Genomic DNA, 19676 nt, shown 5'->3' on the forward strand with positions numbered 1-19676 from the left:
AAAATGCTAACTAAAAATTTACAACCTAAAAACAAAAAACCCCTCGAACCGGTAGGTGCGAGGGGTTTTAGTTATTCCTGCTTAAATTACAGCACTAACCCGCCCCCGCGGTGATAATAATCACCACGATAATAATAATTTTGACGAGAGAGTTAGCTGTATTAAACATTAATAAATAATCACTTTTTTTATAAAATTTACTTTTAAATTCGGTTAAAAATAAAGAAGTCTTAAATCTCAACTTTATTTACTGGCTAATTTTTAACTTTTTAATGGTGTTATGTCAAGATATAAATAATTTTAATTTCCACACCTAAAAGGATAATTTATTCCAATATAAAATAAAAAACGCCAATATAAGAAATAACTATTCAATGCATACAAAGATATTAAAATCAAAAAACCTTAATAGCCACAAAGCAATGCATATTCAGTTCTAATAAATTTACTTATAACTAAATCTTATATATTTAAACAATTACCCATTATTAAGTTTATTAATAGACATGTGGAGCCGTTTACTTAAAAATAACCTTTTAGATTATAAAATAACAAAAAGGACTTTTAATGAAGTTTTTATTAAAACTCACGCATATATTCACATTATTAATTTTAATATCGTTTAGTACTTCAATACTTGCATCACCTTCTCTTTGGTTAGTAGAAAAAGAAGGTTCACCATTTAATAAATCATATATATTTGGCACTGTTCATGTGGGTGATGCCAGCATGGCAAAACTGCCAAATAAAGTAATTTCAGCCATAAAAGAAACTGATGAAGTAATGGTCGAAGTGGATATTTCTAAATTCACACCTTTCGAAATCCAATCTAAAACAATGCCTTTTATGATGCTATCTGCAGGTAAGACATTAAAAACTGAGCTTAAAACCAAAAACTATCAGGCTATTGATAACTATTTCAAAAAGAAATCTATTGATATCAACCTATTTAACACAATGAAACCTTGGGCTGTGATGTTGATTATTACCCAAATGGAATATCAAAATGCAGGTTACAGCGAGAATAATGGTATAGATAAGCAAGTAATCGCTTTTGCTAATAAAAATAAAATCAAAGTAGGACAACTGGAAACCTTAGAGCAGCAAATGTCCATTTTTGGCAAGCTAGCACCGTATAATGATGTTATGGTTTCAGATACTTTTGAACAGTTAAATGATATGAACACTCACTTTGAAAGCTTAATTAATAGCTGGAAAAATGGGTCACTTGAAGACTTAAACACATACTATAAAGAAGTTTTCACTCAAGACGAATTTGGTAAATTAGGCGAAAAAGTAATGTTAGTTGATAGAAACCAAAATTGGTTAACACAATTGACTCCTAGATTTAAAAGTGAATCTTTATTTATCGCAGTTGGCGCATTACATTTAGCCTCTGAACAAGGTTTAATTCAACAGTTAAGAAACCAAGGTTTTAAAGTTACTAAAAAATAATTTATTTTTATTTAAACCCTTTTAAAAAATCCTGCGTCTAACTTATTAAACGGCTAGAAAAGCCCAGAAATAAGTTAGACAAAAGGAATAATAAAATGAAAAAGTTACTTATCGCATCAGGCATCATCGCATCTATATTAGCTACATCGGCTTTTGCTGACTCTCAAAAACGTATTGTAGAAAACTTAACCTTATCTACAGATCAAAGTTTAGATATAAAATTCCCAGTTGGCAGTGTTGATATTGAAATTGTTGATGGCGATCAACTTGAAATAGAAATTGAACTAAAGCCACAAGACTCTAAATGGAATAGCTGGTTTTCTTCAGATAAAGATTTGGGCAGCATAAAGCTAGATAAAAATATCAGTAACTCCCATGTCACATTAGAAATTGACGAAGATGATTTAAACCAAGAGTGGCATATTAAAGTACCTCGTTCAGCAGAGATTGATATTGACCTAGGTGTTGGCAGTGTTGAAATTGATAACTTATCAAATTCAGTTGAAGTTGATGTAGGTGTAGGCTCAGTTGTCATTGATACAGATACTAATGACTTTAAACGTATCGATTTAGAGTCTGGTGTAGGTGATACGCGCATTTCAGGGTTTTCAGGCGACTCAAGTCAAAAGCGTCAAATGGTAAGTTCTTCTAGTGCATACACAGGCTCAGGCTTATACCGCATAGAAGTAGAAGTTGGTGTAGGTGACGTAAAAGTAAGTAACTAACCCTTAACGCACAAATCTAGTTATCCAAAACTCCCAATAAAAAAAACCAGCATAAGCTGGTTTTTTGTTATTTAATTATCTAGACAAAAATATTAAAAGGTCTGTTTTTTACTTTAAGCTAGCTTAATTTATCAACTACTTAAAAATTTGTTATAACAAATAACAAAAAACCTCATTGACATGTAGACGTCTAAAATGTTTCAATTCACGCAATTAATGATTATTTAATTAATCATTAATTCCCCTATTCATAAGTTTATTGTTAAGTGAGTTTTCACTTTACGATAAATGATAGGGCTGGAAGAGGTGCGTTATTCAGGTAACAAGTTTTAGGAGAGCAAACTCCGATGAGAACTTGTGATGGGAATTAACGCCGAGAGATTTTTATTATTTGCTTTAATAAAATTTCGGGCGATTGGGTTGAATCCTAATTGACTGTCACCTAATGGTGGAGAGCTTCTGGTCTTAAAGAATTTAGGCTATTAGCCTTTTTCTTCTTAAGCCCATTGCTCTTCGAATTTAATATGTTCGATTGGTAAATACGGGCTCTCACCCAAAAACTACCACTCGAATATGATATGAGTTCGGTAGAGATGAACCAAAAATATAACTTAAATGACTATCCTTTATGGACTGCGCTAGTCACGCCTTTTGATGCTCAAGATAATATTGATTTTGCAACATTAGAAAATTTAGTTGCTGATCAGGTTGCTGCAAATAATGGCATTCTATTATTAGGCAGTACAGGTGAAGGCCTAGCGCTTACTTTAGACGAACATAAATCTATTGTTGAATTTGTATGTCAATTACAACCAAATGTGCCTTTAATGGCCGCAGTCGGTGGCAGTAACTTAAAACAACAACAAGAATGGGTTTCATACTGTAATCAACTGCCAATTGATTCATATTTACTTGGTTCTCCACTTTACGCTAAACCGGGCATTGTAGGACAAACTCAATGGTTTGATGCTTTATTATCGACTGCTAATTTCCCTTGTATGATCTATAACGTACCAGGGCGTAGTGCAGTTGAAGTTGAGCCTGAAGTAATTCAAAACCTATCTCATCATAAAAACTTATGGGCTATGAAAGAAGCCAGTGGTGACATTAGCAAATTTGAAAGTTTTAGAACTGCGGCTCCAGAATTATCTATTTTTAGCGGTGATGACGCCCTACTACCTTATTTCGCTCAAGCTGGCGCTAGAGGGTTAGTATCAGTTGCAGCAAATGCTTGGCCTGAACAAACGGCTGAATTTGTTCGTCGCGCATTGTTAGGTACATGCCCTAACCTTTTTCAAACATGGACTAAATCCGTAAATAGCTTATTTGCTGTGGCAAATCCAATTCCCGTAAAAGTATTAATGCAACAGCAAGGTCGTTTGCCTTTAGCTGATTTAAGACCGCCATTAACACATCTTGAATTAACCGACTTTTCAGCAATAAAACAAGCAAACTCAACAATTTTATCTTGGCAATAACAAAATTTTAGATTTAAGAATAGGTATATAAAAATGAACTGGTTAGAACTTTTAAATAATTTAGAAAACGGCACGGTACGCGCGGCAACTCAAGACGAAAATGGTCAATGGCATGCTAATGTTCAAGTTAAAAAAGGCATTTTAGAAGCTTTTAAAAATGGCTCTAACATTGAATTTCCAGGTGGCTTTGTAGATAAAGATAACTTAGCACCACGTGGTTTTTCAGCGCAAGATAATGTACGTATGGTTCCTGGTGGTTCAAGTGTACGCCGTGGTGCTCATGTTGCATCAGGTACTATCATCATGCCACCAGCCTATGTAAATATTGGTGCTTATGTTGGCGCGGGCACTATGGTTGATAGTAACGTACTTGTTGGTTCATGTGCACAAATAGGCGAAAACGTACATTTAAGTGCAGCTGTGCAAATTGGTGGTGTATTAGAGCCGATTGGTGCAAGCCCAGTTGTTGTTGAAGACGATGCATTTATTGGTGCTGGTTGTGTTTTAGTTGAGGGTGTTGTAATCAAAAAAGGTGCTGTATTAGCACCAGGTGTTCGTCTTTCAGCAACAATCCCTGTTTATGACTGTGTGAATGAACGTGTATTAGATAAAGGCGAAGCCATTCCTGAAAATGCAATTGTAATTCCAGGTTCTCGCCCATCTTCTAGCGAATGGGGTAAAGCACAAGGTTTAAGCATGTCATGTGCATTAATCGTGAAATACCGCGATGAGCAAAGCGACGCATCTTTAGAGTTAGAAGATATTTTAAGATAAGTGAAATTAGGATCATTATGAGTTTTTTGAGCACGCAAGTTCGCCAACATATCGATACCATAAGTAAAAATGAGCCTTACCCATTTTTTACTTATGATTTAGATGGTTTAGCTGAACATTTACAAAACCTAACCTCATCGATCAGTGATTCAGGTATAAAGTTATGGTATGCAGTTAAAGCTAACCCGCTTTCTTCCATCATTAAAACGATAAATAAATCTGGTTTTAATTTTGATGTTGCAAGCAGTGGCGAATTAAAACAAGTACTCAAACAAGGTATAGATCCTAATCGTGTTCTTAATACTGGCCCAGCCAAAAGCAAACGCCAAATTAATGAGTTTATTAATTTAGGCGTACGCACATTTGTTGCTGAGAGCCTTAACCAAGTAGCTTGGTTGAATGAAGAAGCTACAGCACAAGAAGTTGAGCTAAACATATTACTAAGAGTGCAGCTACGCTGGCCTGAAGGTGAAAAAAATCCATTAGGTGGCGATAGCTTAACGCCATTTGGTTTAGGGTGTGAGCAATGGCAAGCACTTAATATTGCTGATTACGCACAGCTGAACTTTACTGGTTTACATATTTTTCAGTGGGGCAATATGCTCAGCACTGAAAAATTAGCTGATTTATGGTCACAGATGGTTGCACCTTTACAGCAATTAGCCACAGATTTAGGTTTTAAATTAAAAACGCTCGATTTAGGCGGTGGTTTAGGTATTCCTTATACTGAAAAAGATCAACAATTACATTGGCCTGAATTAATCGAAGCGCTGAGCCTTATCAAAAAAAATGCAGCCGTTGAACAACTTTGGATGGAGCTAGGTCGTTATGCTGTGGGTGAATACGGTTATTACGCCAACCCTGTGGTCGAGCAAAAGCAAAACTACGGTGTAGACCAACTCATTATGGCTGGCGGTATTAACCACATTTTACGTCCAGCAGTGACATATCAAGATTTCCCGGCATTATTATTAAGGAAATCTAATGCGCCTAGTAAATCATTTAATGTGCATGGACCCTTATGTACTGCACTAGATAGCTTAGGTGAACATACTTTCGCAAGTGATATAAATGAAAATGACTGGCTGGTATTCAATCAATGTGGTGCTTACGGTTTTACTGAAAGCATGCCTTATTTTTTATGCCATGAACTTGCTGCAGAATATGTGATTGAAAATAATCAAACTCACTGTATTCGCCCAGCTCAACCCGCTCAAAGCTATTTGTATTAAGGTAATTGGTTATGACAGCACACGTAACAAACCAAATCACACAAGAAGATATTCAAGTTGGCGAAATTGCTAACGGTTTACGATTAACGATCCCTGTTTATCGTATAAAAGGCAATGGCACTGGTCCCAAAGTATATATTCAAGCAAATATGCATGGTGCGGAAGTACAAGGTAATGCCGTAATTTATCAGTTACTTGAGCAGTTAAAAGACATGCATTTAACTTCTGATATCACGTTAGTGCCCTATGCAAACCCAATCGGTTGTAATCAAAAATCAGGTGAATTCACTTTAGGTCGCTTTGATCCTATCACAGGCACCAATTGGAATCGCATGTACCAAGATAATAGTCATTTGGTAAACGAGTTTGCAAATAAACACTTAGGTAGTGATATCGAAACTATTAAAAGCGAATTTAGACAAGCACTGATATCTGAAGTAGATAAAATATTAGATGGTCCTGCTTATGCCATTACTACAGGTAAACGCATTGCATTAAACTTACAAAAATTAGCGCATCAAGCTGATATCGTACTTGATTTACATACAGGGCCAATCTCAAGTAAGCATTTATATTGTCCTGAATATGCAAAATCTAGTGCAAGCTATTTTGATATTCCACATGTACTTATGATCCCTAATGATTTTGATGGTGCAATGGATGAAGCAAACTTTTGCCCTTGGTGGAACCTAACAGAAACACTTGCAACTTTAGGGAAATATTTCCCGGTTGCAGTGGAAGCCTTTACTGTTGAACTGGGCTCTCAAGAGCTAATTGATCTGAAAGAAGCGAAACACGATGCTAATAGTATTTTAAGTTATTTAACTTACAAAGAAGCATTTACAGACTCAGAGCACCGACCTAAATCCATGTCACGATATGTATGTGAATTAAAAGATTACATTGCATTTTATGCGCCTATGGGTGGCATGATTGAATATTTAGCTCCGCTTGGCAGCCATATAAAGGCCGGTGATCCAATTGCCAATATATTGTGCATGGAAAGATACTTATCAGAACAACCATTACAGTCGATTAGCTTTGATCAAGATGCCATTACGATTTTGCACTTTGCATCTGCAAGCGTAAATCAAGGTACTGAACTTTATAAATTTTTTACCAATTACCAAAAGCTCACCTAGCAAATTAGTGAGTTCAAACAATATTGCGTGAGAGTCATAGATCATAAATTTATGGCTACTCAAGGCAAACGGTGAAAATCGTTTGCCTTTTTCTTTTTAGATTACAATTAAATTAAGTATACTAGCTAAAAATTAACCTACCCAAAAACTTCATCATGGATTTGTTTACTAAATTTATTAGCGTGTCATTACTGAGCGTCAGCTTTGTCAATGTTGCAGAGCAAGAGGTTGAGCCACAAAAAGAACAACATGCTCAAGTAAAACAATGTGTTTTAAATGAATTATTATCTGGCGATGACTCACAAACTATCGCTGATTTAAAAAATAAATGTAAAGAGCTCGCTGAAGAAAAACAAATTACTGCAATTGATAAACGCGTTTCAAGGGAGTTAGTATCTCAGAGTAATCCTAATGTGATCACACCACATAAACGTAATTATATACTGCCAGTCACGTATATGAATAGTCCTAACAATATTCCAATTATTGACTCTGAAGGACTAGAAGAAAATGAAGAAGTACTCGATAACTTTGAAGCTAAGTTCCAATTATCATTAAAAGTACCTGTCTTTGATAATTTTTCTGATGACGATCAAGCTGTATATTTTGCTTTTACAATGCAATCATATTGGCAAGTATATAATTCCGAAATTTCAGCGCCATTTAGAGAAACTAACTACCAACCAGAAATCTATTGGGCTAATATTCTCGATAAAGAAAATACCCTTTGGGGTGATGAAATGGTAGTGTTTTTAGGTGCTGAACATCAATCTAATGGTAAAAGTACTGCGCTTTCACGTTCTTGGAATCGAATTTATGCTAATTTAATTTGGGAGCAAAGTGGTTTCGTTTTCAGCTTTAAACCTTGGTACAGATTACCTGAAGATAAAAAAGAAGATCCTACTCACCCAGAAGGTGATGATAATCCAGATATTCATAAGTACATGGGGTATTACGAGTTATCAGGGGCTTATCGTTATAAAGAACACGAATTTGGCTTTATGAGCCGTAATAACTTAAGTAATGATAACCGTGGTGCATTACAGCTAGATTGGTCATTTCCACTTTGGGGTCGATTACGTGGGTACGCGCAATACTTTAATGGTTATGGTGAGAGCTTAATAGATTACAATGCCTCAGTAGAACGTTTTGGGGTTGGTATATTATTAAGTGACTTATTATAAAGTCATAAATTTATGCTTAAGGTGGTTATTCTAGCCACCTTAACTAACTTAATTTATGGCTGCTGATACAATTCAATTAACAACTCTTTAAGCTTAGCAAATTGCCCTTTACTTTTTGCAATTCTAATCAAATGCTCTAAATCAACAGCAATCGTTTTCGAAAATCTTTTTTGTTTATAAGCAACATCTAACCATTTACTTAAAAATCGATTTTCATGCATAGCATTAAAACCACACTCGCCATTTTCTTGCGCAATCGCCAAAGACACCAAACCACACCAAGACATATTCGTTATAGACTGTTTATAGTCGTTCACACCAAAATCCATATAAGTTAATTGTCAATCAAGTACCTATAATAATACACAAAACTCATAAATTTAAAATATCAATTGTTCATTTTTTATCAAACCCTTTGGTTATCTTACAATTTTTCACAGGGTTTAAGACAATTTCTCACAAACTCAAAACAGATAAGCTTTAAACTATTCGTTAGTAATTTCTTACTGACACTAAAAGGGTTTTCATATATGAAAAAAATCTCACTTTTATTAATTAGTATTACTTTATTTAGTTTTATGCCATGTTTGGCTAGTGCGAATAACTTCCCCCCCTGCAATTTTTGCAAAAAATGAAAGCCATAATACAGATTCGATCTCAAGTATCGGTATAGAAATCCCCTTTGGTGATCCTCACTCTCATTTTGGTGCCTATATGACCTCAGCAATTGGCTATGCTGATATCACTGATAAAACAGGCAATAGCAATGATTATCTTACATGGGATACAGGTTTTAAATTTGGCTACTTTTCTGATATATCAATTTATGGCGAAGTCGGTTTAGATTTATTTGAGCTTATTTGGGACGATTTAAATGACAAACATGAAGATGAACGCACTTATTATTACGATAATGAAGAATATGATTATTTTGATACAGAACGCCAAGATGATGATATTGATGGGTATATAGGTGTAGGCATTGGATTTGATCTCAAACCAATCAAAATAGATGTATTTACAAGATTACGACAAATAGATGGTAATAACTGGGAGTCAAAAGAACATTTATATAGTGGCTTACAATTATCGATTGTATTTTAAGCTTAAGAGGCTAATTTAATTTGATTATGAATTAGCCTCTTTATTTTTTAGCTTTTAGGCAATACCACAAAAATACCTTCAAACTCTGCAACGGCTTCTTCGCCATCATATACAATAACCGGTACGATAAATTTAGCTTTATCACCACTAGATAGTTTGGCGAGTTTACCTTCACAGTCACTTAATTTAACACTTGCTTTAGGCTGTGTTTTTAACGGTTTTAAGTATTTAATATTGGCATCAGCTAATACAATCTCACCTTCAAGATCTTGCTCTTTAAGGGCTAAGTATGTTGCACCCCAACCAGTTAAAGTTGCCAAACTATAAATCGATCCTGCAAACATAGAGCCATGAAGATTTACATTCGCACCAAAATCAGCACGAGTGGTAAATTGCCAATCGGTGTAACTTTCAACTTTTATACCCATCGCATCAGAGATAGGAATTGATTCACGCCATGTATTTTGTAATACCTGCGCCCAATCAGGATGCCTAAACCATCCAGGTTGAGATGGGCGTTTTTTTACCATACGATAATGCTGAATATCACCATATGCTAAGTGTGCTTTTTCTTTTACTTCATAACCATGACTTTGATAAAAATTAAGCGCGCGTTCTCTTGCAAACAGCACTAGCTCATCAACATCTTGCTCCCAAGCTAGCAACTCTAATTCATTTAATAATCGACTACCTAAATGCTGGCCTCTATGTTCATCAGATACTGCCATATAGCGAACCTGCGCTTGAACATGGCTATTAAAGTGTAATCTTGCTACGCCTAAAACATCACCTTTATTATTTTTAATAAATCTATGTTCAGAGTCTTGTTCTAAATCATCTTGCTCTGATCCCCTAGGTTGATCCCAAGGAGCACGTAAAACTTGCCAACGTAATTGATAATAATCTTGCCAGTCTTGGCTACTGTTGGGTGTTGTCACCTTAAACATAAAAATTCCTGTTGAAGCGGTTTTATTTGCAAAATACCATACAACAAAAAACCTGAAGATAAAATACATCATTGGCATGATCGCTAAAGCTTGACTATGCTCCTAAGTCAATCCTTGAATTTTTAATTTTAAGAAATCAATTAGCTAGGAATGTATGGATTATATTAAAGCCAAAACAGGCGTGATCAGTAGCAACTTTATAAAACATTGTAATGATATTGGTCATGTTATTTATTGGCATAAACAATATGGTCAAAGTATACAAGTGAGGCAACATAAGCAATTAAGGTGGCTGCTAATAGATCAAACATTACAATCAGTTATAGAAAAAGATAATCCAGAACATCTGCTTTTCCCTCATTTAAAAACACTCTCTGAAATATGGCAACCATTAGCAGAACCACAGTCAGTGCTAGAACTCGGTTTAGGTGCAGGTGCTATCCGAAATTATTTACATCTCCACTATCCTAAAGCCAATATCATTACAGTAGAAAAAGACTCAGAAATAATACATTGTTACAAAAAGTATTTTGGTGGTTTTGCAGCTTCAAATTTACATTGTGAAGATGCTACCGTTGAGCTTAAAGGCAAACAAACTTTTGATTGGATAATTGTTGATTTATTTTGTAAAGTTGATCCGCCCATTTTTTTATTCAAGCAAGATTTTTACGAAGATATTTATCATGTGCTCAATTCAAATGGCTGGCTATTTATTAACTTTGTTGCAGAGCATGAATCTCAATTAATTCAACTAAAAAAAACACTCAAAAATGTATTTAAAACACCCGCTGACCATTTAATGGTACCTGGATATAGTAATCATTTATTATGGCTTCAAGTTTAAAACTTTATTGTTAAAAAATAGCTAAAAGGTATGATAAATATTAGCTGAAACAATAAAGAATTAAAAATGAGTTTACTGATTGTTGTACCAAATAGAGATATGACAAAGTTACAAGCCTTGTTATCTGATGCCCTTCCTGAAATTACAATTGAAGTTTGGCCTAACATTCAAGACCCTTTAAAGGTCGAGTTTGTTTTAGCTTGGAACCCGCCTAAAAATTTATGGTGTAATTTACCAAATATCAAAGCGGTTTCTTCTTTTGGTGCCGGTGTCGATGGCTTAATTAAAAATGAACCACTACCAAATGTACCTGTCGCTAGAATAGTAGACCCAAAACTCGCTATTGATATGGCACTGTATGTACTTGGCCAAGTGCTTAATTTCAAACTGAGACTCAATGAGTTTCAGGTCAAACAACAACAAAAACTATGGCAGCCAAGAAGAGCGCACCAAGCATCAAAAGTCGGAATTTTAGGTTTAGGCCAATTAGGTCAGCAAACAGCAGAACTTTTAAATATAAATGGCTTTGAAGTGTCAGGTTGGTCTCGCTCTGAAAAAAATATTAAGAACATTAATTGCTACCATGGTGATGATGGCTTAACCGAAATGGCAAAATCATCTGATTATTTAATCTGTTTATTACCACTTACAGATCAAACAAAAGGCATTTTAAACTATGCCCTTTTTCAATATTTACCTAATCACGCTTGCGTTATAAATGTTGCTAGAGGCGAACACTTAATCGAAAAAGACTTATTAAAAGCGTTAGATAATAATGAAATATTAGGCGCTATTTTAGATGTATTTCAAACCGAGCCTTTACCAAAAGATCATAAGTTTTGGTTACACCCTCGCATTATTTGCACACCGCATACCTCAGCCCTTACAAGTATCAATACCATAGTTGAACAAATATCAACAAACTATGGACTCATGGCAAAAGGTGAATCTTTAATTAATTTAATTGATGCTCAATTAGGTTACTAAATAAAAGCAAAGAAAGACTAAGTGATGGTGGTGAGCATTCGCAATTAACAAAGCTTTATGCTTTCTATGAATCCTCTAAATAATTAAAATTGTATCAAGGTGACAAACATTCGAGGCTCGATGAGCTTATGGTTTATAAGTAATTCGGGCGAGTAAGTGTAATTTAGCAAAAGTATTATTCAAAATCATTGCGATTACTGCAAGGCGGCAAGAATGCGAATCCCCTTGAGCTTAGTAGACTAAGTGATGGAGGTGAGAATTCGCAGCTAACAAAGCAGTAATTGTAAGAATGAAGAATAATTAGGTTTCTAGGCGAAAAGTAACTGGCCCATCGTTAATCAAAGACACTTTCATATCTGCACCAAATTCACCCGTTGCCACTTTGGTTAAAGGCACAAGTTTTTTTGACTGGCTTACAAAATATTCATATAAACGCTCTGCTTCACTCGGAATTGCCGCTGACGAAAAGCTTGGGCGCATACCTTTTTTGGTGTCGGCAGCGAGAGTAAATTGAGATACAACTAATAACTGGCCTTTGATATCTTTAAGGCTTAAATTCATTTTTCCTTCATCATCAGGGAAAATACGATAACCAGATACTTTATTTAAAAGCTTATTGGCTTTTGGCTCATCATCTTCTTTTTCAACACCTAATAAAACCAAAATACCTTGCTCTATTTCTCCGATTGTTTGTCCATCTACAACTACTTTAGCTTCTGATACTCTTTGAATTAACGCCTGCACTGTATTTAATTACCTTTTTTAAATCGCTTTATCATTAGACAATAAAACATGTCAGATGCAATTCTAATTGCATTGGCATAATTTATATTTTCTGAACTATGCCCCACATCATTTAATATATCCAATTTAATATTTGGATTGTGCGATAATTTTTTTGTCAGATGGTATACGCCTGCAAAAGGCGAAATTAAATCTTGGCGACCATGTAAAAACCACATTGGAATATATTGTAATTTATCTATGTTATTTGAAATAAAGTCATCTTCGATAAAAAAGTCATGGGTAAAATAATGATTCTCTAGGCGGGATACATCTAATACTTTTTCTTTATTCACTAAATGTAAGTCTGCATTATGATTTGGATACATACCTGATAATACCGACTCCCATTCACACCATGCTTTAGCAGCTTTAATACAGGCTAATTCATCATCCATATTTAGTTGATGTTTATAATACTCTAAAGTAGCGGCTACATTATGATGGCTCGCTCTAAAGCTTTCAAACTGCTCAGGAAATGCTTGCGCAGGTGCGCCTAATTCACCAAATAGCCAATGTAAATCTTGTTTACGTGCTAAAAAAGTACTCCTCAACAATAAGCCCAATACCTTATCTGGATATTCAATGGCATATAATAATGCAAGCGTTGCGCCCCAAGACTCTCCAGTGATCATCCAGTGCGCTATATCTAAAGAGGTTCTTAGTAGTTCAATATCAGCAATTAAGTGTGCGGTTGTATTAGCTTGTAATTCGAAATGCGGAGTTGATAAACCACAGCCTCTTTGACTGAAAAGAATCAAGCGGTAATGCTCAGGGTTATAATAGCGGCAACTCAGTGGATTTAAACCACTACCAGGGCCTCCATGACATACCAGAACAGGAATACCATCTTCTAAGCCATATTCTTCTACATGAATTTGATGGCCCTCGCCAACAGCTAAATGATAGCTTCTGCGGGCTTTTTCTACAACATATAATTGCGGCATTGCTTTCCCTTTGTATTGTAACTTAATAATCCAATACAAAGAGTATAGCTATAGATCATAAAACCAAGGTTAGTCTAATGTAGTTTCTTCTAATAAAGCCCTTTTTAAATACTGCTCTTTTTTCTGCTCTTGTAGAGAAGCAGTGAACTCAGCACCTAAAAGCACTACAATCCAAGACAAATAAACCCATACAAATAAAATAGGCACAGTTGCTAATGCACCATAAATTACTTCATAAGATGGAAAATGGCTCATATATAAAGCAAATCCAGTTTTACTTGATTCAAATAAAACAGCAGCAAATAATGCTCCCGGAAAAGCACATTTTAAAGGCACATCAGCGTTAGGTACTAAGGTATAAAGTAGAATAAACCCAGCCATTGAGATCATGTATGGTAATAACTTCAATAAAAAACCACTAAAACCTGGAATTTCTTGATCTGCAATACTCGCAAGGGAAACTAAATATGAAGTCACACCTAAGCTTGCCCCCAAAATAACAGGTCCTAAAGTTAACACCATCCAATAAATCGCAAATGAAAAAATAGCTTTGCGCTTAGTTCTTACTCGCCAGATTTTATTTAGTGTCAGATCTATATTTCGGATCAAAAATAACGCAACCACCACTAAAAAGCCTATGCCCACACTCGTCATTTGGCTGGCATTACCCGCAAAAGCACTAATATGTTCTTTAATCGCATCGCTTGAAGTTGGTACAAAATTATTAAAAATAAAATTTTCAATGCCGGTTCGAAAAGACTCAAATACCGGAAAAGCTGAAAAAATTGCTACACCCACAGCTATCATAGGCACTAAAGATAGCAAGGTAACATAAGCCAAATACCCCGCATTAACGGTAATTTGATCTTGCTGACACCTTGAAAAATAGGCTATCCACCATATAGATTGCTGGTGCAAAAATGATTTAAACTTATCAATTGTAAGGTCTAATTTCTGTTGCATTTTTTATTATTAGTTAGTTGTCTGATACTCTATAGTAGCATTATTAAGTGTGATTAAAATTCAAGGATATTACTCAAATGAAAAAAATATTATTAATAGGCACTACATTGCTTTTATTAACTGCATGTCAAACTGCTTATTATTCTGCCATGGAAAAAGTAGGTGTTCATAAAAGAGATATTTTAGTTGATAGAGTGGAAGCAGCTAAAGAATCTCAAGAAGAATCACAAAAACAATTTCAATCATCTTTAGAACATTTAAGTGCATTAATTAACTTTGACGGCGGCGAATTACAAAGCGTATATGAGCAATTAAATGATGATTACATCGCTAGCGAATCTGCAGCCAAAGATGTATCTAACAGGATCAACAAAGTTGAAGACGTCGCAACCGCATTATTTGATGAATGGGAAACTGAACTTGAGCAATACCAAAGCGCAACCCTTAAACGTGAAAGCCAAAAAAAGCTAAGCGCAACGCAAAGACAGTTTAGTAAACTACTACGTTCTATGCGTAAGTCAGAAACTAAAATGGCGCCAGTTTTAGCTGCGCTGAAAGACAACAGCTTATATTTAAAACATAACGTTAACGCACAAGCTATTAGCGCAATCAAAGGTGAGTTCACTAATTTAAAACGTGATATTCAATCATTAATAAAAGATATGAATAACTCTATTTTAGATTCAAATAAATTTATCGAGCAAATGCACCAAGGTTAGGTTTTGGTTTGTTACAAAGCATTAAAAAGGCTTCTTATTGGAGCTTTTTTAAAGACCAGAGCATCTCAATTAAAGTTTAAAATTATAAAAACAAGAAAAAGTTGGACTCCCCTTCCGTTTAAATCAAACCCGAAAATAATAATTTGATGAATAATATGAGATAGGATATCGAATAAGCCATGCTGAGGCAGGGATGCCACTTCATGGCGTTTATATTCAAATCAAATTTTATTTGAGGAGTAGTTTGATTATTACGGCGACTTTTTGTGACAAAATACATCCCTGTATTTAGCCCTTCGGGCCAGCTGAAGCTGTTCAAATTAATTCCTGATAAATTTGTGGTTCGTTCTTTTTGGCCGTTTAAAAAGAATGAACAAAAAATAAGGCTACTTTGAAGTTATGTAATGAATAAATAGAGGAGTCAGATAGCAAAGCTTAAGCTTTGCCAACAAAAAACCCGCTAAATTAGCGGGTTTTTTAATCTTAAATTAAAGAGTGAAGCTAAACCTCACTGCATTTAATCAAAAACTATGCTTTAGCAGCACGGCTCGCACGTTTACGATCACTTTCAGTTAAGTGACGCTTACGGATACGAATATTTTCAGGTGTTACTTCTACTAACTCATCATCATCGATGAACTCAAGCGCTTGCTCAAGTGTGTAGTTTAAGTGTGGTGTAAGCGTTTGCGCTTCATCAGTACCTGATGCACGTACGTTAGTTAACTGCTTACCTTTAAGTGCGTTAACTGTAAGGTCGTTATCACGGCTATGAATACCGATAACCATACCTTCGTAAACTTCAACACCGTGACCGATGAATAATTTACCACGTTCTTGTAAGTTAAATAATGCATTAGTAAGTGCTTTACCTGTTGCATTTGCAATCATAACACCATTCTTACGAAGACCGATTTCACCGCCTTTGTGAGGACCGTAATGATCGAATGTATGGTACATAAGACCTGAACCTGAAGTAAGTGTCATGAAATCAGTTTGGAAACCAATTAAACCACGGCTTGGGATCATAAAGTCCATACGCATACGACCTTTACCATCTGGAGCCATATCTGTTAGCTCACCTTTACGTAAACCTAATTGCTCCATGATAGAACCTTGATGCTCTTCTTCACAGTCAATTGTAACTGTTTCGAAAGGTTCAGATTTAACACCATCGATATCTTTAATGATTACTTGTGGACGTGATACAGCAATTTCAAAGCCTTCACGACGCATGTTTTCAATTAAGATACCTAAGTGTAGTTCACCACGACCAGAAACACGGAAGCTATCTGGGTTATCAGTTTCTTCAACACGTAGTGCAACGTTATGAACTAATTCTTTTTCTAAACGCTCAAGGATGTTACGTGAAGTAACAAACTTACCTTCTTTACCACAGAAAGGAGAGTTATTTACAGAGAAAGTCATTGTTACTGTTGGCTCATCAACACTTAGTGCTGGTAAAGCTTCAACATTGTTTGGACAACATACAGTATCTGAAATCTTAAGCTCACCACAACCTGTGATAGTTACGATGTTACCAGCGAATGCTTGATCAGTTTCAATACGCTCAAGACCTAAGTAGCTTTGAACTGTACCAATTTTAGCATTACGAGTAGAACCATCTTCAGAAATGATAGTTACTTGTTGATTAGGTTTAACATTACCACGTTTGATACGACCTACACCGATTACGCCAACATATGAGTTGTAGTCTAGCTGAGAGATCTGCATTTGGAATGCACCATCTACGTCAACTACTGGTGGTGCTACGTTATCAACAACAGCTTGGAATAAAGGTTCCATGTTGTCAGACTTATCATCTAAGTCCATAGTTGCCCAACCGTTAATAGCTGAAGCGTAAACTACTTGGAAGTCTAACTGATCATCAGTTGCACCTAAGTTATCGAATAAATCAAAGATTTGATCCATAACCCAATCAGGACGTGCGCCAGGCTTATCGATTTTGTTGATTACAACGATCGGCTTAAGACCCTGTGCGAATGCTTTTTGCGTTACAAAACGCGTTTGTGGCATTGGACCTTCTTGAGCATCTACTAATAGCAATACAGAATCTGCCATTGAAAGTACACGTTCAACCTCACCACCAAAATCGGCGTGTCCAGGAGTATCTATGATGTTGATGTGGTAATCTTTCCATTCAATTGCAGTATTTTTTGCAAGAATTGTGATACCACGTTCTTTTTCAATATCGTTAGAATCCATTACACGTTCTTCATTACCGCCACGAGTTTCTAAAGTACCTGATTGCTCAAGTAGTTTATCAACCAAAGTTGTTTTACCGTGGTCAACGTGCGCGATGATGGCTATATTACGTAACTGTTCGATGCTCATAAAATTGTCTCAGAGAATTTAATCTCGCTGATCCTAAAAAGACCTACGCTATTTGCCGTTACCTTACTTTAACAATATTAAAATAAGATGACGCTTCTCAGCATAGAGATAAAAATTGGTCGCATATTATCCCCTAATAATGGCACGGATGAAAGTTTATCCAATATAAAAATTAAAAATAATTTAAATTAAATTATTACTGGTTGATTTTTAAGCATCTATTTATAAAAAAATATGCAAATCAAACAATAGTCAAAATAACTGGCTATACTCTAAAGTTTATATTTCATTGCACCAAAAACGTGCAACAGGAGATCATATTAGTGCAACAGTATGATTTGAAAATATAAAAAACAAACAATACTTCTAGATATCATTAAGTTACAAAACTGGCACAAAACAAGCTTAATGAGTTCAAGTAAAAAAAATCAAATATAAAAGTAACCCAAATCACGTTGGAGGACACACATGTCACATTCGGTTTTAGAACTTATCAAGGAAAACGACGTTAAATTTATTGACTTACGTTTCACTGATACTAAAGGTAAAGAACAGCACGTATCTATCCCACATCACCAAGTTGATGAAGAGTTTTTTGAAGACGGTAAAATGTTTGATGGTTCTTCAATTGCTGGTTGGAAAGGTATCAACGAATCAGACATGGTATTACTACCTGACGCAGACTCAGCAAAGTTAGACCCTTTCACAGAAGAAACAACTTTAATCGTTCGTTGTGACGTTGTAGAACCTTCTGACCTACAAGGTTACGAACGTGATCCTCGTTCTGTTGCTAAACGTGCTGAAGATTACATGCGTTCTACAGGTATTGCAGACACAGTTTTATTTGGTCCTGAGCCTGAGTTTTTCGTATTTGATGACGTTAAATACAAAACTGATATGTCAGGTTCTATGTACAAAATTGATTCTGAGCAAGCTGCTTGGAATTCAGATAAAGATTACGAAGGCGGCAATACAGGTCATCGTCCTGGTGTTAAAGGTGGTTACTTTCCAGTTGCTCCAGTTGATGCATTTCAAGATTGGCGTTCAGCTACGTGTTTAGTACTTGAAGAAATGGGTCAAGTAGTTGAAGCACATCACCACGAAGTAGCAACTGCAGGTCAAAACGAAATCGCTACTCGCTTTAATACTATGGTAATTAAAGCTGATGAAATCCAAGAAATGAAATATGTTATCCATAACATGGCGCATTTATACGGTAAAACAGCAACATTTATGCCTAAGCCAGTTGTAGGTGATAACGGTTCTGGTATGCATTGTCACCAGTCACTAGCTAAAGACGGTGTTAACTTATTTGCAGGTGATAAATACGGTGGTCTTTCTGAAGATGCACTTTACTACATTGGTGGTATCATCAAGCATGCTCGTGCAATTAATGCATTTGCAAATGCTTCAACTAACTCATACAAACGCCTAGTACCAGGTTTCGAAGCACCAGTTATGCTTGCTTACTCAGCACGTAACCGTTCAGCTTCAATCCGTATTCCAGTGGTACCTTCAGCTAAAGCACGTCGTATTGAAGTTCGCTTCCCAGATCCAACAGGTAACCCTTACTTAGCATTCTCATCTATGTTAATGGCTGGTCTTGACGGAATTAAAAACAAGATCCACCCTGGCGATGCTATGGACAAAGATTTATACGACCTACCTGCTGAAGAAGCGGCTGAAATCCCAACAGTTGCAGGTTCTTTAGAAGAAGCGTTAGCAGCACTAGATGCTGACCGTGAATTCTTAACACAAGGTGGCGTGTTCACTGACGATTTAATTGATGCTTATATTGATCTTAAGAATCAAGAGATTGAAAAATTAAACAGTACAACTCATCCAGTTGAGTTTGAAATGTACTACAGCTGTTAATTTGCAGCTTATTTTAAGCCTAGCTTAAAAAAATATTTTAATGTGTGTTCCAAAAGCCTGCTTATGCAGGCTTTTTTTATGGAAAAAATTCCTGTTATCGGTTAGAGTTAGCGCAGTTATGTTAATTTTTTGCTATAGTTTTAAGCTAAGGCTTTATTGCATAAC

At 35.6% G+C, this 19676-nt stretch carries 18 protein-coding genes and 1 riboswitch; of the genes, 12 read left to right on the plus strand and 6 right to left on the minus strand.

Annotation, left to right across the window (positions count from 1 at the left end; translation table 11 throughout):
* The first annotated feature begins 567 nt into the window (after positions 1 to 567).
* The 7 genes from PSA_RS00395 to PSA_RS00425 all read left to right on the plus strand — a co-directional run bounded on the left by PSA_RS00395 (position 568) and on the right by PSA_RS00425 (position 7990).
* Positions 568 to 1455, plus strand: coding sequence for a TraB/GumN family protein (locus PSA_RS00395; RefSeq protein ID WP_042146679.1), 888 nt, complete (start codon positions 568 to 570; stop codon positions 1453 to 1455).
* A gap of 95 nt (positions 1456 to 1550) precedes the next feature.
* Positions 1551 to 2180 (plus strand): hypothetical protein, encoded by a 630-nt coding sequence (locus tag PSA_RS00400; RefSeq protein ID WP_042146680.1) that lies wholly within the window; start codon positions 1551 to 1553, stop codon positions 2178 to 2180.
* A 293-nt stretch (positions 2181 to 2473) separates the two neighbouring features.
* Positions 2474 to 2647, plus strand: a riboswitch (Lysine riboswitch).
* Positions 2648 to 2773: 126 nt separating this feature from the next.
* Positions 2774 to 3658: a 4-hydroxy-tetrahydrodipicolinate synthase gene (dapA, locus tag PSA_RS00405; RefSeq protein ID WP_042146682.1), complete on the plus strand. Its 885-nt coding sequence runs from the start codon at positions 2774 to 2776 to the stop codon at positions 3656 to 3658.
* A gap of 33 nt (positions 3659 to 3691) precedes the next feature.
* Positions 3692 to 4432 carry a 2,3,4,5-tetrahydropyridine-2,6-dicarboxylate N-succinyltransferase gene (locus PSA_RS00410; protein ID WP_042146684.1) on the plus strand — a complete coding sequence of 247 codons (741 nt, stop codon included), beginning with the start codon at positions 3692 to 3694 and terminating at the stop codon, positions 4430 to 4432.
* Between the two features lie 17 nt (positions 4433 to 4449).
* Positions 4450 to 5664: a PLP-dependent decarboxylase gene (locus tag PSA_RS00415; protein WP_042146687.1), complete on the plus strand. Its 1215-nt coding sequence runs from the start codon at positions 4450 to 4452 to the stop codon at positions 5662 to 5664.
* 11 nt (positions 5665 to 5675) lie between these two features.
* Positions 5676 to 6806, plus strand: coding sequence for a succinylglutamate desuccinylase/aspartoacylase family protein (locus tag PSA_RS00420; RefSeq protein ID WP_042146689.1), 1131 nt, complete (start codon positions 5676 to 5678; stop codon positions 6804 to 6806).
* A gap of 155 nt (positions 6807 to 6961) precedes the next feature.
* Positions 6962 to 7990 (plus strand): phospholipase A, encoded by a 1029-nt coding sequence (locus tag PSA_RS00425; protein WP_042146691.1) that lies wholly within the window; start codon positions 6962 to 6964, stop codon positions 7988 to 7990.
* A gap of 53 nt (positions 7991 to 8043) precedes the next feature.
* Here PSA_RS00425 and PSA_RS00430 read toward each other — a convergent pair whose 3' ends face one another.
* Positions 8044 to 8307, minus strand: coding sequence for a DUF2913 family protein (locus tag PSA_RS00430; protein ID WP_193216529.1), 264 nt, complete (start codon positions 8305 to 8307; stop codon positions 8044 to 8046).
* Positions 8308 to 8584: 277 nt separating this feature from the next.
* Between PSA_RS00430 and PSA_RS00435 the strand changes: the two genes are divergently transcribed.
* Positions 8585 to 9094, plus strand: a complete 510-nt coding sequence (locus tag PSA_RS00435; protein ID WP_052380047.1) for a hypothetical protein — start codon at positions 8585 to 8587, stop codon at positions 9092 to 9094.
* Between the two features lie 47 nt (positions 9095 to 9141).
* Here PSA_RS00435 and PSA_RS00440 read toward each other — a convergent pair whose 3' ends face one another.
* Positions 9142 to 10041 carry a bifunctional GNAT family N-acetyltransferase/hotdog fold thioesterase gene (locus PSA_RS00440; RefSeq protein ID WP_042146856.1) on the minus strand — a complete coding sequence of 300 codons (900 nt, stop codon included), beginning with the start codon at positions 10039 to 10041 and terminating at the stop codon, positions 9142 to 9144.
* A gap of 154 nt (positions 10042 to 10195) precedes the next feature.
* Between PSA_RS00440 and PSA_RS00445 the strand changes: the two genes are divergently transcribed.
* Positions 10196 to 10885 (plus strand): spermidine synthase, encoded by a 690-nt coding sequence (locus PSA_RS00445; RefSeq protein WP_042146693.1) that lies wholly within the window; start codon positions 10196 to 10198, stop codon positions 10883 to 10885.
* 66 nt (positions 10886 to 10951) lie between these two features.
* Positions 10952 to 11872, plus strand: a complete 921-nt coding sequence (locus PSA_RS00450) for a glyoxylate/hydroxypyruvate reductase A (protein ID WP_042146696.1) — start codon at positions 10952 to 10954, stop codon at positions 11870 to 11872.
* Between the two features lie 300 nt (positions 11873 to 12172).
* Here the strand turns inward: PSA_RS00450 and dtd are convergent, their stop codons facing one another.
* From dtd to PSA_RS00465, 3 genes are all read right to left on the minus strand, one after another.
* The gene (gene dtd, locus PSA_RS00455; protein ID WP_042146697.1) at positions 12173 to 12616 is read right to left on the minus strand and encodes a D-aminoacyl-tRNA deacylase; all 444 of its coding nucleotides are present in this window, start codon (positions 12614 to 12616) and stop codon (positions 12173 to 12175) included.
* Positions 12617 to 12621: 5 nt separating this feature from the next.
* A complete protein-coding gene (gene pip, locus PSA_RS00460) occupies positions 12622 to 13602 on the minus strand; it encodes a prolyl aminopeptidase (RefSeq protein ID WP_042146699.1) in 981 nt (326 codons plus the stop codon).
* Between the two features lie 69 nt (positions 13603 to 13671).
* Positions 13672 to 14565 (minus strand): virulence factor BrkB family protein, encoded by an 894-nt coding sequence (locus tag PSA_RS00465; RefSeq protein WP_042146702.1) that lies wholly within the window; start codon positions 14563 to 14565, stop codon positions 13672 to 13674.
* Positions 14566 to 14642: 77 nt separating this feature from the next.
* On the opposite strand from PSA_RS00465, the gene PSA_RS00470 reads away from it, so the two are divergent.
* Positions 14643 to 15284, plus strand: a complete 642-nt coding sequence (locus PSA_RS00470) for a DUF2959 domain-containing protein (RefSeq protein WP_042146705.1) — start codon at positions 14643 to 14645, stop codon at positions 15282 to 15284.
* A 528-nt stretch (positions 15285 to 15812) separates the two neighbouring features.
* Here PSA_RS00470 and typA read toward each other — a convergent pair.
* Complete coding sequence (typA, locus tag PSA_RS00475; protein WP_042146707.1) at positions 15813 to 17636, minus strand: translational GTPase TypA; 1824 nt, start codon at positions 17634 to 17636, stop codon at positions 15813 to 15815.
* 468 nt (positions 17637 to 18104) lie between these two features.
* Between typA and glnA the strand changes: the two genes are divergently transcribed.
* Positions 18105 to 19511, plus strand: a complete 1407-nt coding sequence (gene glnA / locus PSA_RS00480; RefSeq protein ID WP_042146709.1) for a glutamate--ammonia ligase — start codon at positions 18105 to 18107, stop codon at positions 19509 to 19511.
* Positions 19512 to 19676: the final 165 nt, after the last annotated feature.

The organism is Pseudoalteromonas sp. '520P1 No. 423' (assembly GCF_001269985.1).
Lineage (GTDB): Bacteria > Pseudomonadota > Gammaproteobacteria > Enterobacterales > Alteromonadaceae > Pseudoalteromonas.